Raw genomic sequence first — 18,200 nt, 5'->3', positions numbered from 1 at the left:
GTATAAGAAAAAGCACAAGAAAATGTGTAAGAGTTGCCCGAAACGCTAATTTATAAGACATAAAAAAAGAGGCCGAAGCCTCTTTAATATTCGATATCAATAAGCTTATTTCAGATCAGAAATAAGTTTTTCATTCAATCTTACATAATCTGGGTTGCCACCTGCTTTGGCTAAAGTAATAGACTCCTTAGCGGCTGCGAGTGCCTCTTTTTTATTACCCATTCTGGCCAATAGTTTTGCTCTCAAGTGAAACACCCAATACTGTTTTTCTGGACTAGCATCTAATGCCTTATTCACCCAGTTTAAAGCTAACTTAGAATCTCTCTCAGTCTCGTAATAGTATCCTGCAGCCTGAAAATAAACCCCTGGATTTTCTGGCGCAGCATCAATCACCTGTTTTTTAATATCGGCCATCACACTAGCATCAACATCACTTTCAATAGAGAACATCGCTTTAGTGTGTTCCCATTTCATATTCAGGTTAGCTGAATTCATCGTGAAATCAGAAAAGCTCATGGTAAAGGTTTCGTAGTGACTACTTGGGTGTTTCACAGGCACTTCAAATCTCAGTAAATCATCTTTAGCCTCATAGCCAAGTGCTCCCCACCAGGTAAGATTTTTGCTTAAGATAATAGTGGCAGTTTCTTCAGTGAACATTGTGTATAATGCATAATCACCAGCAGGTACAGCATTACCATTAAGTTTTACAGCTTTGCTAAAGGAAATTTTTGTTGAGGCATTAGCCCCCGTTCTCCATACTTCGTTGTAAGGGATCAAATTCCCAGCAACCTCGCGACCTTTAGCGCTTGGTCTTGAATAAACAACTTTTACTTCCGCTAAGCCTACAGTTCCTTTCAGTTCGAAAGTAGGACTAGGAGGTGGCATAGTTATTTGCGCCATGGCAGATACTGCAAGCATTAAGGCGATTAGTGTAAGATGTGTCTTTCTCATAGTGACTTTAATTTTTCGGCTTAAAGATATAAAAAAAGCTCCCACACATAGCGTAGGAGCTTTCACAAATTCTTTAAGAAGGGTCTTAGTTTTTAACTTCGATAGGAAATTTAACGGAGATATCTCCCCAAGCTAATTCTAGATTTGCCTTGTCTTTTGAGTTCTTATCAAAATCGGTCAAATCAATTCTAAAAGTCTCCACAACACTCTTAGACTTAGTTGCTTTAGCAGTGAATTTGAGAACGTCTTTTGAATCGTCGTAAGAAGTACCCCATTTATCAGTATGTCCACTGATTACGATGGTCCATTCTGTTTTTCCAGGGATTGTCCATAAAGAATAACTACCAGCTGCCAAAGCCTTACCGCCAATAGTCACATCTTTATCAAAGCCGATGAGGGTGTTGGTATCAGCTCCAGTTCTCCAAGTCCCACCCTTATTCAATTTGTTAACCATGTCGTTAGCATCTCTTCCATCAAGGCTAGGTCTGCTATAAACAAGGTTCATAGTAGTGTTACCAATCATTTGTTTGATAGTCGCTTTTGGGCTAGCGGCTGGCCCTCTTTGTGCAAGTGCAGTGTTTCCAGCAATTAGAAACATTAACAATGAGGCTAGTGTTAAAAAAGTCTTTTTCATGTTATTCTTGGTTATAGTTTGTTCTTTAAACCCTCCTTAAACTAAAAGGGTTTCTTAATTTATATAAATGAAGCTAACGCGAGACTTTTATGAGAGGCCAGATGTCGTACACATTGCCAAAGATGTACTAGGTAAAGTACTTTATACAAAGGTAGACGGTAAGCATACAGCAGCTATCATCACTGAAGTAGAAGCTTATGCTGGTAGGAATGATATGGCTTGTCATGCCAACAATGGGCTTAGAAGTAAAAGAACAGAAGTCATGTACGGGCAGGGTGGGTTTAGTTATGTCTATCTCTGTTATGGAATTCATCACCTTTTCAACATTGTCACTAACCAAGAAGATAAAGCAGATGCTATTCTAGTGCGAGGAGTTGAGCCTTTATTAGGAAAGGAGGTCATGTTAGAGCGTCGGAATCAGGAGAAAGTCACTCCAAAACTAAGTTCAGGACCAGGAACTTTGGCGCAAGCCCTCGGTATTAAAACAAATAACCACTACGGTATAGACTTATTGGGAAATACCATCTGGCTTGAAGAACGTACAACCATAGTCCCAGAAGCCATCGTTAGCACTACTAGAATTGGTGTGGACTATGCAGGAGAAGATGCCTTGAAACCATGGCGATTCTATATCAAAGACAGTGCTTGGGTAAGTAAAAAGTAAATTTTATTTCAATTATTGGTTGAGCGGATCGTTAGTTCATTGCTTTTGCAATATATTGGTCAACACGATTAATCTAGACAATAAACATGGCCTCAGACCAACTCAAATCGCTACTATCTGCCTTAGACGCATCACCAGACAATATTCAGTTACGAAAGCTTGTGACCCAGCAGGCAGTTAAAGAAAAAGAATGGCTTGCTGTAGAAGGTCAAGCTAAAGTACTCTTGCAACTAGACCCAAACGATACTGAATCAAAGGCATTGCTTGCTGAAGCTTACTTCCATAACGGTGCCTATTCTGCGGCTATTATTGTACTAGAAGAACTGATCGCTTCACAAGATCAAAACATCAATTATCTAAAGCTATACTGCCAAACTTTGCTAAAAGATGGTAGTGCAGGGCAAGCAAGAGATGTGTATCAGCAGATTTTGGCTATTGATCCTTCTTTTAAAGAAGATGCTCTGGATAGGGAATTTAAAGTGAGCAGCGCACCATCAACAGAGACAATTGAGCAAGACTTTGCAGAAAGAACACTAGGCATGCAAAGACCGTCTACAAATTTTTCTCATGTAGGTGGAATGGAAAATGTGAAAAAAGAAATTGACCTCAAGATTATAAAACCATTTCTGCACCCAGAATTATATAAAGCTTATGGTAAAAAAGCTGGAGGCGGCATTTTACTCTACGGACCTCCGGGTTGTGGTAAAACACATATAGCCAAAGCAACAGCAGGGCAAGTAAATGCTAATTTTCTAACAATCGGCATCAATGATATACTTGATGCGTGGCTTGGAAACAGCGAAAGAAATCTTCACCAAATATTCGAAATAGCAAGAAAGAATGCGCCTTGCGTACTTTTTATCGATGAAGTAGATGCTCTTGGTGCCAATCGCAGCGAAATGAAAGGTTCGGCTGGTAGAAACGTTATTAATCAATTTCTAACCGAACTTGATGGCGTAGATGTCGACAATGAAGGAGTACTTATTTTAGCAGCCACCAATTCGCCTTGGCATATGGATCCGGCTTTTAAAAGACCTGGTCGATTCGATCGAATGATCTTTGTTTCACCACCAGATATAAAGGCAAGAAAATCAATTTTTGAGATTATGCTGGCCGAAAAACCAACAAAAGATATTGACGTAGACAAATTGGCTAAAAAGACTCCTGAATTTTCTGGCGCAGACATTCAGTCAATGATTGACATTAGCATAGAAGGTAAGTTAGAGTTGGCTTTTGAAACGGGTGTGCCTCAGCCGATAGAAACAAATGACTTATTGAAAGCTTGTAAGAAAATGGTAGCCTCTACCAAAGAATGGTTTACTAAAGCTAGAAATTATGCCATTTATGCTAACGATTCTGGCTTATATGATGATGTGTTGAAATACTTGAAGATCAATAAATAGTGGCAAGTTTAGACAGAGCAGAATTACTGATCAACCAGGGGAAGATTGAGTTAGCCATAGAACAACTCAAAGGCGTATTGTTGGAAGAACCAACAAATGCTTACGCTTTGACATACATGGCCTTGTGTCAATTAAGACAAGGTGAGGCAGAAGAAGCCATTGCCAGCGCGAAGCTAGCCTTGGCATCGAACCCCGAAATAGACTTTGCCCTTTATGTAATTTCTGCATCGCACTTGAATCTTGAAAACTATAAAAAGTCCGAAAATGCCATTGCCAAAGCCATTTCTTTTAACCCAAACCAACCAGACTACTATGGGCTAAAAGCTCAATTAAAACTCATTTCGAAAGACTATAAAGAAGCCATAGAGTTAGCTCAAAAAGGATTGACCATAGACGCCGAACATCTTTTCTGTAGAAACATGTTGTCTACAGCACAGTTAAAATCTGGTGATAAGGAAGGCTCTTTTCGTACAATAAATAAGGCACTAGAGTTAGACCCAGAAAACCCGCTTTCGCATGCAAACTACGGTTGGGCAGAATTGGAAAAAGGAAGTCATAAAAAAGCACTTGGGCACTTTAAAGAAGCACTGAAGTATGATCCGCATGATGAATATGCTCGGTCTGGGATGCTTGAAACTTTAAAAGCTAAATACGTACTCTATCGTATTTTTCTGAAGTATTATTTCTTTATGGCCAACCTGAAATCTGGAACCCAATGGGCCATTCTGATAGGGATCGTAGTCATAAACAGATTGATAAGGGGTGGCGCAGAAAGCTTGGGTGAATATGGTTTTTTACTTAATTATGTAAGTTATGCACTGATATTATTTATGGTATCCACATGGGTAATAGAACCCGTTTTTAACTTCTTTATGCGCTTAAATACTTATTCTAGGTATTTATTGACAAACAAAGAATCACAAACAGCAACGCTTGTAGGGATATGCTTTTCAGTATTCGTGGGATCATTTATAGGCTGGTGTTTTACGCTTGCTCCAGGTTTCGTTGCAGGTATGTTAGTAGGGTATAGTCTTATTTTACCTGTAGGGCGCATTAATACCTCAAGAGCTTCTTGGGTAAATTGGTTACTCATACTTTACAGCCTATCCTGTGTACTAGTAGGTGGATTCTTTATTTACGTAACGTTTACCTCTGAATTTGGCCTAGAAAATAACATCATGCTCATATATGTCGGCCTTATCGTAGCCTTTTCATGGCTGTGGAACTTTGTAGCATCAGCGAACAAGTAGAATTTATGGAAATACTTATTTCATCTTCAGTTTGGGACCCTAAACCATGGGTTGAAGGTTTATCAGCATCAAGAGACATTACGAAAATTCATGTTTGGCCCACCACGGAAGACATCAGTAAGGTAGAGGTACTTTTCGTGTGGAAGCCTTTAGCAGAAGGCATAATTAATAAGCTTCCAAAGTTGAAATGGATCAGTTCATTAGGAGCGGGTGTCGACCACCTAACAAGTGATCCTCAAATTCCAAGTCATATTCCAATCACTAGAATAGTTGATCCTTTTTTAGCCCGTGATATGACGAATTATGTCATTATGGGGCTCATGATGCACCAGCGATCCATGTTAACGCATCTACATAACCAGAGAGCAACAATATGGGATAGAATAACCTATCAACCTTTAAAAGTAGGCATAATGGGACTAGGTGCTTTGGGAAGCCATTTGGCAGAGCGTTTAGTATTACTCGGTTTTGAAGTTTTTGGTTATAGTAGAACCTTAAAGGATATTGACGGCGTAAAGTGTTTTGATGCGACCCAAAATGAAGAGTTCTTAAATCATGCCGAAGTCTTGGTGAATTTATTACCAGTAACACCGCAAACCGAAAGCATTTTGAATGCTAACTTATTTAGAAAAATGCCGGAGCAATCATACCTGATAAATGTAGCGAGGGGGAATCATTTGGTCGAAAAAGACCTAGTCGAAGCGCTGAATAGTGGTAGGCTCTCAGGGGCGCTGTTAGATGTCTTTAAAGAAGAACCTTTACCGACAGATAATCCACTATGGCAGCATGAAAAAGTAACGATCACACCTCATGTAGCGAGTGTGACTACCCCAGAATCCGCCATAAAACTACTTTTAATAAACTTTGAGCTACTAAATAATAACCAGAAGTTACTCCATCAAATAGATTTAGAACAAGGTTACTAAACTCTCCGATTCATTCCTTTATTACGCCAATTGAGTAACTCTAATACACAGTTCGCTTCATGGTGATAGATTTAATTTGCAATAGTGAAACATATCAATTTCATTTACTATTGTGAAACAAATAAAAAGCTATGCAACGAATCAATATCGGTGAGTTCGAAGAATTAGTGCTTTTGGTTGTCGCTATCCTGAATGATAACGCTTATGGTATAAGTGTTATGGAGGAAATCGAACGTCAAACTGAACGGAAAATTAACATCAGTGCGGTACACTCTGCTTTAGACAGACTAGAGGGAAAAGGCTTTCTAGACTCTAGAGTAGGAGGTGCTACCAAGGCACGTGGCGGCAGAAGAAAACGCTATTTTTCGATCACAGTAGCTGGTCAAAAGTCTTTAAGCTTCATTAAAGAACAACGTAACAGATTACATGATCAAATCCCAAATTTGAGTTTGGAATATGTCGCCATATGATCAAGAACCACCGCAGTGGTCGATCAAGTTTCTAAGGTTTTATTGCAAACCGAGGGCGCTTGAAATCATTGAAGGTGATGCATACGAACTCTTTTACAAGAGAATAGAACAAGAAGGACTGAAAGCCGCTCGCAAGCGATTCTCGTGGGATGTGCTCAAGTTTTTCCGAATAAGATATATCAAAGGTCTAGAAGATATCAACTCATTAAACAACATTAATATGCTCAAGAACTACATGAAAATCTCGTTTAGAAGCCTGATAAAGCAGCGCTTCTACAGTCTGATCAATATTGGAGGTTTGGCCATTGGTCTGGCTGCCTGCCTACTTATCACAATGTATATCAGTCATGAACTTAGCTATGATAAGTATCATGCGGGTGCCGATAGAATTTATAGAATTGGTTTTAATAGTCCTGCCAGGCTTGCTATTCAAGCAAAAATGGATATCCCTGAAATTGAGGAGACTGTTCGAATTCAAGGCCCTTTTAGTCAAACCTTTAAAGTAGATGGGAAAGTCTTTAAAGAACCAATGGGTTTTAATGCAGATTCAACGTTCCATCATGTTTTCACTGCAGAATTTATTGAAGGAAACCCTAATGAAGCATTAACCGATCCAAATGCGATAGTGTTGACACAGTCTTTGGCTAACAAGTTATTCGATTATCAGCAAGCCATTGGACGCGATGTAGAAGTAGACGGCGATGTACTTAAAGTAACTGGTGTAATAGCCGATCCACCGAAAAACACACACTTCAAGTATAACTACATTAATTCCTACCCGAAAGAGAGCTGGGTCCTCATTGGAAATTGGACTGCGAACAACTTTAAAACATATGCTAAAATCGAAAAGGGTAGTACCGAAGAAGTTGTACAAAGAAAGCTCAAAAAACTTGCTGCAGATTATGTAGGACCTGTAATTGCCAAATATTCAGGGCATGCAAGTTATGAAGATTACCTAGCCGCAGGAGGTAGGGAACGTGATTTTCCTATGACACTAATGTCGGATTTACACTTACTTCACCCTAGAATGTCTTTCGGTTCAGGAGGAGATATCAATAACGTTTATGTCTTTTCAGCGGTCGCCATTTTCATTTTACTAATAGCATGTATCAACTTCATGAATCTCTCTACTGCAAGATCAGCGATGAGATCTAAAGAAGTAGGCATGCGCAAGGTTCTTGGTTCTTTAAAAAGCCAGCTCATCAATCAATTTTTAGTAGAATCGATGATGGTGACGGTTATTTCCATGGTATTGGCCATAGCCTTGGCTTTATTGGCGCTAGATGGATTTAATCTATTGGCTAATCGATCATTCGGCTTGCAAGACCTATTTAACGGCACTGTATTGCTGCAATTATTCGGCCTTGTGCTTATTGTTGGTTTATTAGCCGGTTCATACCCAGCATTCGTTTTATCAAGTTTTAAACCTGTAAAAGCCTTAAAAGGTGAAGCTCAAAAAGGAGGTAAGGGTAGTGCCGTGTTAAGAAAAGGACTCGTTGCTTTTCAGTTTGCCATTTCTGTGTTCCTCATCATCAGTACCACTGTTGTTTTTAAACAATTGAGCTTCCTATCGAATCAAAAACTAGGATTCGATGCAGCGCAAATTATGGTAGTGAAAAACGCAAATGCACTGGCCGATAAAAGAGAAACATTCAAAACTAGATTAAGCCAAGTGGCATCAATTGAGAATGTAAGTATGAGTAACAGTTACATTTCTGGAGGAATGTCAGACTGGACCTATGAGACAATGGAAGATAACCCTCGTGAGTATGGCTTTATAAATCTTTTCGTCACCGATACTTACCTTGAAACTATGGGACTAGAATTGAAAGGCGGTAGAAACTTTACAAACAAGTTGGCGACTGATACGGCCAACATTCTTATCAATGAAGCAGCTAAAAAATGGCTTGGCGGTGATGATGTGATTGGCAAAAAGCTATCTAGGGGCGACGGTGAAGATTACACGATTATTGGTGTTGTCAATGACTTTAACTTCGAGTCTTTGAAAAGAGATGTGGAGCCTATGATTCTTCGCATGATGGGTAAAGATGGACGACTAGAAGAAGATTGGTATTCCGCTAATTACATTTCCATTCGAGTATTAAACAATTATCAAGAAACTGTCGGGAAAGTTGAAAGTCTATGGAAGGATATGATTGATGACGAACCCTTTGAATATACCTTCTTAGATGAGTCGTTTAATTCGCTTTATGAGAATGAAAAACGATTTGGACAGCTTTTTACTGCTTCCTCCGGCTTAGCCATTGTAATTGCCTGTTTAGGCCTTTTCGCTTTAGCCGCATTTACTTTAGAGCGTAGATTTAAGGAGATTGCCGTGAGAAAGGTTCTCGGTGCATCAGTTAAGAGTATCACGTTCATGATCTTAAAGAACTTCACCCAACTCGTAGTATTAGGTGCCGTTATTGCTATTCCAGTGGGTTATTTAGTAATGGAAGATTGGTTGCGTGAATTTGCTTATCAGATCAACCTCAACAACCCTATGATATGGGTAATTCCCGCACTGTTTGTTGCCGTTATTGCTTGGGTCACTGTCGGGTTCCAGTCTATTAGAACAGCTTCCGCAAATCCGATTAAAGCGCTACGAAGCGAGTAAAATCATTTTGAATCACATAAAAAAGCTTCATATCGATAGATATGAGGCTTTTTTTGATTCCAATTAAGCAAACTCCTGCATCTTCTTTTTGGTAGGTTTCAAATATAGATTCATCAATTATGATATTGCGTAAATAGAATTATAAAGCTATATTATAGTTTTAATAACACATATAATTATGAATCTTATAGTTAAAAAACTATGCCTTATAGGCATACTATCTTATTTATCAACTTGTATTTATGCACAAACCAGTGTGAAAGACGAATTTGTTATTGAGAAACAAGTCTTTAAAATGTCGGCATTTAAAAATGGTGATAATTATAAAATATATTTATCCAAGGAAAAGAGTCCGCTTGATTCTTTTAGTATTTCAGTGTTGAAACTTTCGGTTTTTAAGCTAAAGTTTGAAAAAGCTGTAATAAGGATAGACCCATCACTATTCTATAAGAAAGATGATATTGCCCGTGAAGCGGATGAACTCTTTTTTCAACTGTATTCAGGTTTTTCTGTGCTGCCAGCACCACGAGCCGGTGTAATGAAATTTATGGACAGTTTAAAAGTCTATCATAATGTATTGAAAAAAAGGTATATCAGATTATTAAGATTAGAAAGACGGACCGGAAATGCTAAAAGAATAAATAGGTACAAAAAATTAAGCGCAATGTCAAAATCAAAATGGAAGGAATATAATTTCCTGAAGGATGTTTCGCTCTTTGAAGCAACACGTCAGTTCCGTGTTGATACAGTAGAACTAGAAATATTGAACGGGACAATTCGGAATATGATTGTCAATGGTAGTATGACTCGAAAAAAGAGGAAATTGATCTCGGAAGTTCCGATCGATACAAAATTTTCAGCAAAAGGTCTCATGGAACAAAACGTCCTCAAGCAATTAACAGGGTCAAATATCATTTCAAATGAGAAGAATGTTCAACCTCGTAATTTGTATAGGAACAACGATATTTTACAATTTGAACTTGAAGATGATTATCTGATTGTGGTAGATCTTTTAAAAAAAATCATAAGTGTAAATAAATATGAGAAGGAAACGATTGCCAAAACCTATAGAAATCCAGCGCCAATAAGTATTTCTTCATTATATGACATCAGCATTATGTTTAAGGTGAACCTGATAAATATTCACAACCCTTTTGATAGTTTTGACTTGGATCTAAGAGAAATTATTGAATACAGCCCATTTTTGGCGCTCAAATCCGATGATTATAGCCCCAAAGATGGATTGTATAGAGTGAGTCGCGAAAAACTGTCGGATGATAAAACTACATTACCGAGTATGCAAATCATGTTTAAAGAGGACACTAAATATCTCTTTCAAACAAGAGCTTTTACGGATTTCAGTGGATTCTCCAATGATAATCCCAATGGGCTAATTCAAGCAGAGGTTTCCCGGAAAATTATCTTAAATGCTCAAAATAGGCTAGTATTTCACCCATTTAATTATTTCGAACCAAAAGTTCGGATTTCGAAAATAGAAGATAAGCTCAGGTCGCTAGATTTAAACACCGAGGATCAATCGGCAATAAACGTACACAGGTTCAATTATATGAGTTTTAGTACAAGACTCAACCTATTTTCATTCGATTTTCCAAGACACAAATTTATAATTAGGATTGACGCAATCGGAAGCTCTTATTGGACATCGGTACTATTTCCTGGCGAAACTGAAAGCAAAGATGAACTTTCTTATTCATTTGAGGGGAGTTTGTCGATCGAGTTTAGGCCTGACACTCGATGGACCATTGGTTTTGACTATATCACAGGACGTGTTGAAAATTTGAGAAGCGGTTTTGAATTAACGGATAAGCGAATAAAAAGCGCAATAGTTGATGTTTCCTTCAGGCCCAATAATAATCGATTTAATGAAATATTCTTAAGAGCAAGTGCCGTTTATGATAAGGCAGAAGATTTACAGTCATTTCAGCGGTTTCAAATCGGCTATTCATTTCCTTTAATAAAAACTAAATAACTGTTCCAAAAAAAAGAGCCACAATACTAGTAAGTGCTGTGGCTCTTTTTTTGATTGAAATCTAAAAGGTCTTTATTGCTTCATTGGAGGTGTTATCATAATGTGGGCACGATATAAGCCAGGAAACATCACCCAAGGATGACCTGCACCATTTGGTTTTTCTGGCAAACCAGTTGTTTTCGCAGTAGCCAAAGGAGTGTAGATTACATAGCGATATTCACCGCCTTCAACTTTACCCGATTCAGGGTTGTATCGAGCGTCAGCACCTCTATATATCTGAAGTGTAGAACCATAGCCTGGTTTTTGGAGCGTTCCGTTCATCATTTCTTTTTCACGGATATCGAAAATTTCTCCTCGAGATTTACCTTCTGCTTTTAATTCACGTCCTCTAGCCATAAACGGCTCAACATCTTTCGGGTAGCATACTATTTCGAAACCTTCCTTGTTAGGATCATCAGAGCGTACTATAAAGTTGTTGGTACCCTCTCGTAGCGTTACGAAGCTTCCATCCTTATCGAAGCCATAAACATGAGCACCTTCTCGTGCCGCCTCTGGAGCAGCCCACATGGCAGATTTTATTTGATCTTCCTTTTTCACTTGAGCCAAAAGACCCGTGGTAAAGATTAAAGCGATAGATGTAATAATGAGTTTTTTCATTTTTCTTCTTTTTGGTATCTGTCTAATGGTGCTTTCAAGTTAATCATTAAAATGGGTTACTTTTTAGGCTTGAATAGATTAGCGGTAAACTTACCGAAGTCTTTTAGGCCATCCTTTGTCAATAGTGTTTTTAACACCTCAGCCTTAGTAGCAGACGCTTTAGGTGGTTCTATCTTTGGTTCGGGTTTTATTTCCTTTTCGACGTCTGGCTTGTATCCAACCAAGTCATTCGACTTCTCAAAACTTTTCTTTGCCCGTTCAGCATAACCTAGTTTTTCTTCTACCAAACCTCTATTGTTTATGGCAATGGCATCTTCAGGGTCTAGAGCGATAGCTTTATCGTAGTCTAGAAGTGCACCTTCATGATCGCCAATTCTATCTTTAAAGAAGGCTCTGGAAGAATAACGATAAGGGTTTTCAGGTTCTAATTGAAGGGCCTTTTCAAACTGAATGCTCGCTTCATCGTTCTTATTGTTTAAATGAAGAGCTACGGCATAATCTCCTATGAAAGAAGGATTTAAAGGTTGTATTTCTACTAGCCTTTTAAAGTCATTCAGTGATTTTTCAAGTTCGTCCACTTTAGAATAAGCGCGCGCTCTATTGTATAAAGCCTCAATATGATCAGGGTACTCTTTTAATGCTGAATTGAAAAATTCTATCCCTTTTTCATATGCATTATTCCTGCAACAATCGACTCCTTTTTGAATTAACTCCAAAGACATATCCTCAATTTTAATTCAAATATAAACAGCTCATAAAAGTCTTAGTTCATTCTACCGAAAAATAGATTCGAGTAACTATATTTGACTTCAAGTCTATGAGTCAGCATCCTGATCAGGTATTAAGTGATTTGAAGTCCGGAAAGTACGCACCGGTTTACTTCCTTCAGGGAGAAGAATCCTTCTACATCGACCAAATTTCAGATTTTATTGAAGACAATTGTTTGCCAGAAGCCGAAAGAGGTTTTAACCAAACGGTTATGTATGGCAAGGATGCCAATATGAGTCAGATTATCACAAATGCCAGGCGTTTTCCAATGATGGCCGAACGGCAATTGGTATTGGTTAAAGAAGCCAAAGAAATTCCCGACCTGAATAAGGAAGATGGTCAAAAGCTGTTAATGGACTATTTGGACAATCCTGTGCCTTCTACAGTACTCGTTTTTGCCCATAAGCATAAGAAAGTAGATGGAAGAAAGCCGTTGTCTAAGGCTTTGAACAAAAAGTCTTTGCTGGTGACCACTACTAAGCTAAGAGATTATGAATTACCTGGTTGGATTGAAGGCTATGTGAAAGGTAAGGGCTTAAACATTAATTATCCATCCGTTCAAATGCTAGCCGATTATATCGGTACAAACTTAGAACGTTTGAGCAATGAGATTGGTAAGGTAGCCATCAATTTGGCAGAAGGAGAGCAGATCACCGAAGATCATATTCAAAAGTATGTTGGTATTAACAAAGACTATAATGTTTTTGAATTGCAGAAAGCTATCTCATCGCGAGATATTCTAAAAGCAAATAGGATTGTCAACTATTTTTCAGCAAATATTAGGGCACATTCAATAATTCCGATGGTGGCCTTGCTTTACTCTTATCACACCAAACTTTTGTTAGTGCATAGCGCCAAAGACAAATCAGATTCAGGTTTAGCGAGGGCTATAGGTGTACCACCATTTGTGGTAAAGGAATATAAAATGGCTGCATCGCATTATGCCTTAGGAAAAGTTATTCAAAATATTAGCCACTTAAGAGAAGCTGATTTAAGGTCGAAAGGAGTGAATTCAGGTGCAATACGCGAAGAAGAGGTATTGAAAGAATTAGTATTTAAATTGATGCATTGAGATAGTCAGTCAAGTAGCTGACAATAATCAATGCCAAAAAGAGTTTAGAGTAAAAGTGAGCAAAAATTAAATTGATGAGGAAGATAATTTTTTTATTCAGCATCTCTTTCATTGCGCTCGGGTCATTAACAGCTCAAAGTACGCTACATCAAAACAACGAAAACCAATACTATCGTTTTGGACTAGAATTGTTTGATAAGCAAAAATTTAGCGCGGCACGAGAACAATTCGAAAGATACTTAGCAGTAGGAACAGATGAGATTAAAAAGGCAGATTCAGAATACTACGTTGCCTACTGTGCGCTAAACCTAAATAACCCCGATGGTACTCAACTTATTTCCGATTTCGTTGCAAAGCGTCCTAACCACCCAAAAGCATCTAAGGCTTATTTTAACCTAGGTATCAATGCATTTGAGTCCAAGGACTACGGAACCGCCAATAAGTACTTAAAACTGGCCAATACTAGTGTTTTAGATAACAATGAGCGATCAGAAACCAATTTTAAGATCGCTTACTCGGCGTTTAGCTTGAACAAGAAAACTGAAGCCATTGAATATTTCGACTTAGCCAAACAGCAAGAGAGTCCATACTATGCCGATGCAAACTACTATTCGGGTTTCTTAGCTTATTTAGATGCTAACTATGATAAGGTATTGGTAGACTTAAAACGATCAGAAACAAGTCCAAAATACCAATTCCGCGTACCGATTATGATTACCAGTGCTTACTATAAGCAGAAGCGTTATGGTGAAGTACTCGCTTATGCAGGTAAATTTAAGGATATAGGGACGGAAAGCAGAAGAACTGATTATCTCTATCAGATTTATCAGTTAGCGGCAGAATCAGCTTACAATCAAGAACGTTACGAAGAAGCCATTGAATTCTATGGCCTTTACCGACAAATCGCTGGAAAGAGTATAACGGAAGAGACGCTTTATAGAATGGCTTACTCAAATTTTACCCTAGGAAATGCAGAAGCGGCCATAGAAGATTTTAAAAGGGTAGGTTTAAAAGAAGATACAATCGCTCAAAATGCTTCTTATTACTTAGGCCAGCTTTATGTAGAACAAGAGAACTATCTTTTTGCTATTGCTGCTTTCGACAAAGCGAGTAAACTTCCGTTTAACGAAAGCATTCAAGAAGAATCGGCGTTTAATTATGCCAAAGTAAACTTCGAAGCCAAAAAATACTCCATTGCAATTGGGGCACTAGACAGATTCATAAAGAATTACCCAACATCATCTTATGTACCAGAGGCGAATAATCTATTGTCAGAAGCCTTTTTAAATACAAATGACTTCCTGCGCGCAATCACGTTTATAGAACGTATTGAGAATAAAACAGATAGAATAAAGCAGGCTTATCAGAAAGTGACCTTTTATAAAGGAACAGAATATTTCAATACGGCAAAGTATAAGACTGCCATTCAGTTATTCGATAAATCTTTAAGATATCGGGTTGATAAAGAGCTTGAAACCGGAGCGCTTTTCTGGAAAGCAGAAGCAGAAGCTACATCTAGAAACTATGCTTCTGCTATTAATTCTTATCAAAAAGTGTTCGACACACGGAATAGAAATTCAGAATACTACCTGAAAGCAAATTATGGAATGGGTTATGCTTACTATAATACGCAAGATTATAGTCGAGCAAGAGTCTATTTAAAACGATATGTTGATGCACTCCAGAACAAAAAGGATAGACTGAATTATAACGACGCTATCCTTCGCTTAGCAGACTGCTACTATGTAGATAAAGAATATGCCACTGCGATTTCTTACTATCAAAGAGCGATAGATAACAATAACCCAAATGTTGACTATGCATACTTCCAAAAAGGAGTTGTTCGCGATTTCCAGAATAAAAGTTCGGAAGCCATCCAAGCATTGGACATTGTCATTAATCGATACAGTCAATCGCGATATTATGATGATGCGATATACAAAAAGGCTCAAATCCAACTAGAAGCAAATGATTTTAGAGCTTCTATTATTGGCTTCACCCGAGTGATTGAGCGCCTGGATCAAAGTCCATTTATACCTTATGCTTTTGAAAGTAGAGCCTTGGCTTATTTCAATTTAAATGAATTGGATAAAGCAGAAGAGGACTACAAAACAATCCTTAATAAATATGTAACCAGTAAAGTGGCTAACAGTGCGTTATTAGGGCTTCAGAACACTCTAAAACTCAATAATAAGGTGCTGGAATTCGATCAGTACCTAGCCAAGTACAGAAGTGCAAACCCTGATAATGAATCTCTAGAAACGATAGAATTAGAAGCGGCTAAAAACAAATATTATAGTGGTGAGTATAGCGCGGCTATTGGGGCATTTGAAGATTATGAGAAGAGTTATGGACAAAGCCCTCTGAGGCATCAAGCCAAGTTCTTCAGGGCAGAAAGTCATTACAGACTGTCTGAAAGTGAGAAAGCCCTAACAATTTATTATGAATTAGACAGAGCCTCTGAAATCAATGACATGGATGTAGTTTTCCAAAGAATTGGTGAATTGCAGATTAAAGCAGGCGATTTTCAAGAGGCTGCAAATTACTATACCAAACTAGAAGGTATTGCAAGGAGTAAGCGTCAAGAAAACGATGCTTGGGTTGGCTTGTTAGATGCTTACTTTAAGCTGGGAGATTTTACTAAAATGAGAGTTTATGCTAATAACATTCTCACGAAAGGAAATATCTCTCAAGATGCTACCAATAGGGCACAGCTCTATCTCGCCAAATCGGCATATAGTGAAGGAAATTTCGATGAAGCGATCGATCAGCTACTGACTACCATTAATTCTTCTAAAGATCAATATGGTGCAGAAGCTCAGTTTTTACTAGGTAAGATTTTCTATCAACAGAAACAGTATCAACAATCTTTGAATACGTTATTTGAGTTCAGCGAAAGCTTTGGTGAGTATGATGAATGGCTAGGTAAAGCATTTTTATTAGTGGCGGATAACTATATAGCCTTAGATGAATTATTTCAAGCAAAAGGCACTGTGAACTCAATTATAGAAAACGCCATCATTGAAACTGTTTTGAATGAAGCGAAAACTAAACTCGTCGAAATTGAGAAACTTGAAGCTGCTTTAGCAGAACAAGAAGCCGCAGGTCAAGATACAACTCAAAATAAAGGAGGAAACCAATAATGAAAAGGTCATTATCAATCATTTTACTTTGCTCTTTTGTAACACTTCAAGCCTTTGCGCAAGGCGGAGCAGGCAGACTAGAAGAAGAGGCTGAAATTGTAATTCGTAAGGATAGAAAGATAGTTTTACCACCAGCGACGAGGAACTTTGAGAAGATTCCACAATTGCCGGTCAACAGAGTAGCTACAAAGCAGAGTTACCTCTTTAAAAAGTTTAATTACAGCTTAAATCCATTAGAACCCTTTTTTCAAACGGCAAACTATAGATCTAGCAAACCGGCTACTGATTTTACCACAAATTATGTAAAAGCAGGTTACGGCAATTTTGGCACACCTTACTTTGAAGGCTATTTAGGTTCTAAAAAAAGCGAAGATTACGTTTTTAACCTTTACGTGAGACACCTTTCATCTCGTACAGGTCCAGTTTTCGATGAGAACTCAGGAAGTGGTAAAACCGAGGCAGCGATTGGCGGAAAGTTTTTCAACGGCCTAAATACCATATCAGGAAGCCTAAACTACAGCCAACAGAAAGTGCATTTCTTCGGCTATAATCCAGTTTTAGATCTAACGAGCGATGCAATTGAGCAAAAATTCAGTCGTTTTTCAGCCAATGTAGGCGTAGAGAAAACAGAACGCGATCAGGATTTAAACTATAGTTTCAACACCGACTGGGTATTCTTTAGTGATGATCTAGCGGCAAAAGAGAATAAATTTAATTTCGACGTATCTGCTGATTATAAATTATCAGAGAACATTAAAGTCTCTTTGAATGCACTAGCCATTCTCTCTAAAAGAGAAGATGCGACCATTGATGTAAACAGGAATTACTTAAACCTTCAACCACGGTTGTATTACACAGGTACTGGTTTCACACTTACAGGTGGAGTAAACTTTGCCGGCGATAATGATTCTGGCAATGGAATGTCAATCTATCCAGTTGTGGAAGGTAGTTTCAGTGTTAACACTGGTTTAAGAGTTTATGCTGGGTATGAAGGTACCGTTATGATGAACTCATTAGAATCAACCATCACACAGAACCCATTTTTACGAGCCGCTTTCGATTTAAGAAATACAGAAAAGGAAAGTGATATTTATGGTGGAGTAGAATTAGACTTATCTAAAGGCTTAAGACTAAATGCCGGAGCATCATTAGCATCATTGAATAATCTTCAGTTGATTACGAATGCTGCCTCTGACTCATCACGCTTTGAAATTCTCTATGACGATGGTACTACCGATCGTTTGAATATCTTCTCTGAGATAAATTATGAGCAAGAGGGGCAAGTAAGGTCTTCTTTACGTTTCGACTTCTACAATTATGACTTGAGCGCTACTTCTCCAAACTTGGCAGAAGCTTGGCACTTACCCACTTTTAAAACTGCATTCCACAACACGTTCTTCCCGATAGAAAACCTTTCGGTAACAGCAGATGTGTACTACTTAGGTGGCTTAAAAGCTTTAAATGGAGAAACAGGAGAGGCATTTGACTTAGACGATATCCTTGATTTAAATTTGGGAGGACGGTATCAACTAAATCAACAATTTGGTGTATTTTTGAAGTTAAATAACCTATTCGGCACCAATTACCAAAGATATCTGAATTACCCATCGCGAGGTATTCAATTTTTAGGCGGTATTTCCGTTTCATTCTAATTTTCT

Annotated in this window: 14 protein-coding genes; 10 read left to right on the top strand and 4 right to left on the bottom strand. The window is 38.1% G+C overall.

The window, feature by feature from the left end:
* Positions 1–105 precede the first annotated feature (105 nt).
* Both JXQ92_RS05160 and JXQ92_RS05155 read right to left on the bottom strand, forming a co-directional pair.
* Complete coding sequence (locus JXQ92_RS05160) at positions 106–951, bottom strand: DUF2911 domain-containing protein (protein WP_421985524.1); 846 nt, start codon at positions 949–951, stop codon at positions 106–108.
* A gap of 85 nt (positions 952–1,036) precedes the next feature.
* Positions 1,037–1,585, bottom strand: a complete 549-nt coding sequence (locus JXQ92_RS05155; protein WP_421985523.1) for a DUF2911 domain-containing protein — start codon at positions 1,583–1,585, stop codon at positions 1,037–1,039.
* Between the two features lie 67 nt (positions 1,586–1,652).
* On the opposite strand from JXQ92_RS05155, the gene JXQ92_RS05150 reads away from it, so the two are divergent.
* From JXQ92_RS05150 to JXQ92_RS05120, 7 genes are all read left to right on the top strand, one after another.
* Positions 1,653–2,249, top strand: a complete 597-nt coding sequence (locus JXQ92_RS05150) for a DNA-3-methyladenine glycosylase (RefSeq protein ID WP_421985522.1) — start codon at positions 1,653–1,655, stop codon at positions 2,247–2,249.
* Between the two features lie 86 nt (positions 2,250–2,335).
* A complete protein-coding gene (locus JXQ92_RS05145; protein ID WP_421985521.1) occupies positions 2,336–3,652 on the top strand; it encodes an AAA family ATPase in 1,317 nt (438 codons plus the stop codon).
* Positions 3,652–4,902, top strand: coding sequence for a tetratricopeptide repeat protein (locus tag JXQ92_RS05140; RefSeq protein ID WP_421985520.1), 1,251 nt, complete (start codon positions 3,652–3,654; stop codon positions 4,900–4,902). The genes JXQ92_RS05145 and JXQ92_RS05140 overlap by 1 nt, the downstream gene beginning before the upstream one ends.
* Before the next feature lie 5 nt (positions 4,903–4,907).
* On the top strand, positions 4,908–5,828 hold the full coding sequence (locus JXQ92_RS05135; RefSeq protein ID WP_421985519.1) for a 2-hydroxyacid dehydrogenase: 921 nt from the start codon (positions 4,908–4,910) through the stop codon (positions 5,826–5,828).
* A gap of 131 nt (positions 5,829–5,959) precedes the next feature.
* The gene (locus JXQ92_RS05130) at positions 5,960–6,298 is read left to right on the top strand and encodes a PadR family transcriptional regulator (protein WP_421985518.1); all 339 of its coding nucleotides are present in this window, start codon (positions 5,960–5,962) and stop codon (positions 6,296–6,298) included.
* Positions 6,285–8,912 (top strand): ABC transporter permease, encoded by a 2,628-nt coding sequence (locus tag JXQ92_RS05125; RefSeq protein ID WP_421985517.1) that lies wholly within the window; start codon positions 6,285–6,287, stop codon positions 8,910–8,912. Before JXQ92_RS05130 ends, JXQ92_RS05125 begins: the two co-directional genes overlap by 14 nt.
* A 178-nt stretch (positions 8,913–9,090) precedes the next feature.
* A complete protein-coding gene (locus JXQ92_RS05120; protein WP_421985516.1) occupies positions 9,091–10,902 on the top strand; it encodes a hypothetical protein in 1,812 nt (603 codons plus the stop codon).
* 72 nt (positions 10,903–10,974) lie between these two features.
* Here the strand turns inward: JXQ92_RS05120 and JXQ92_RS05115 are convergent, their stop codons facing one another.
* Positions 10,975–11,559 (bottom strand): hypothetical protein, encoded by a 585-nt coding sequence (locus JXQ92_RS05115; protein WP_421985515.1) that lies wholly within the window; start codon positions 11,557–11,559, stop codon positions 10,975–10,977.
* Between the two features lie 56 nt (positions 11,560–11,615).
* Positions 11,616–12,281, bottom strand: a complete 666-nt coding sequence (locus tag JXQ92_RS05110) for a tetratricopeptide repeat protein (RefSeq protein ID WP_421985514.1) — start codon at positions 12,279–12,281, stop codon at positions 11,616–11,618.
* A 95-nt stretch (positions 12,282–12,376) separates the two neighbouring features.
* Between JXQ92_RS05110 and holA the strand changes: the two genes are divergently transcribed.
* The 3 genes from holA to JXQ92_RS05095 all read left to right on the top strand — a co-directional run bounded on the left by holA (position 12,377) and on the right by JXQ92_RS05095 (position 18,194).
* Entirely contained in the window at positions 12,377–13,399 is a 1,023-nt protein-coding gene (gene holA / locus JXQ92_RS05105) for a DNA polymerase III subunit delta (protein WP_421985513.1), read from the top strand.
* A 74-nt stretch (positions 13,400–13,473) separates the two neighbouring features.
* Positions 13,474–16,542 carry a tetratricopeptide repeat protein gene (locus JXQ92_RS05100; protein WP_421985512.1) on the top strand — a complete coding sequence of 1,023 codons (3,069 nt, stop codon included), beginning with the start codon at positions 13,474–13,476 and terminating at the stop codon, positions 16,540–16,542.
* Entirely contained in the window at positions 16,542–18,194 is a 1,653-nt protein-coding gene (locus JXQ92_RS05095) for a hypothetical protein (RefSeq protein WP_421985511.1), read from the top strand. Before JXQ92_RS05100 ends, JXQ92_RS05095 begins: the two co-directional genes overlap by 1 nt.
* The last annotated feature ends 6 nt before the right edge of the window (positions 18,195–18,200 follow it).

The sequence above is a fragment of the Roseivirga sp. genome (assembly GCF_049099775.1).
Classification (GTDB): Bacteria; Bacteroidota; Bacteroidia; order Cytophagales; family Cyclobacteriaceae; genus Roseivirga.
This window is presented reverse-complemented; position numbering and strand designations above follow the sequence as displayed.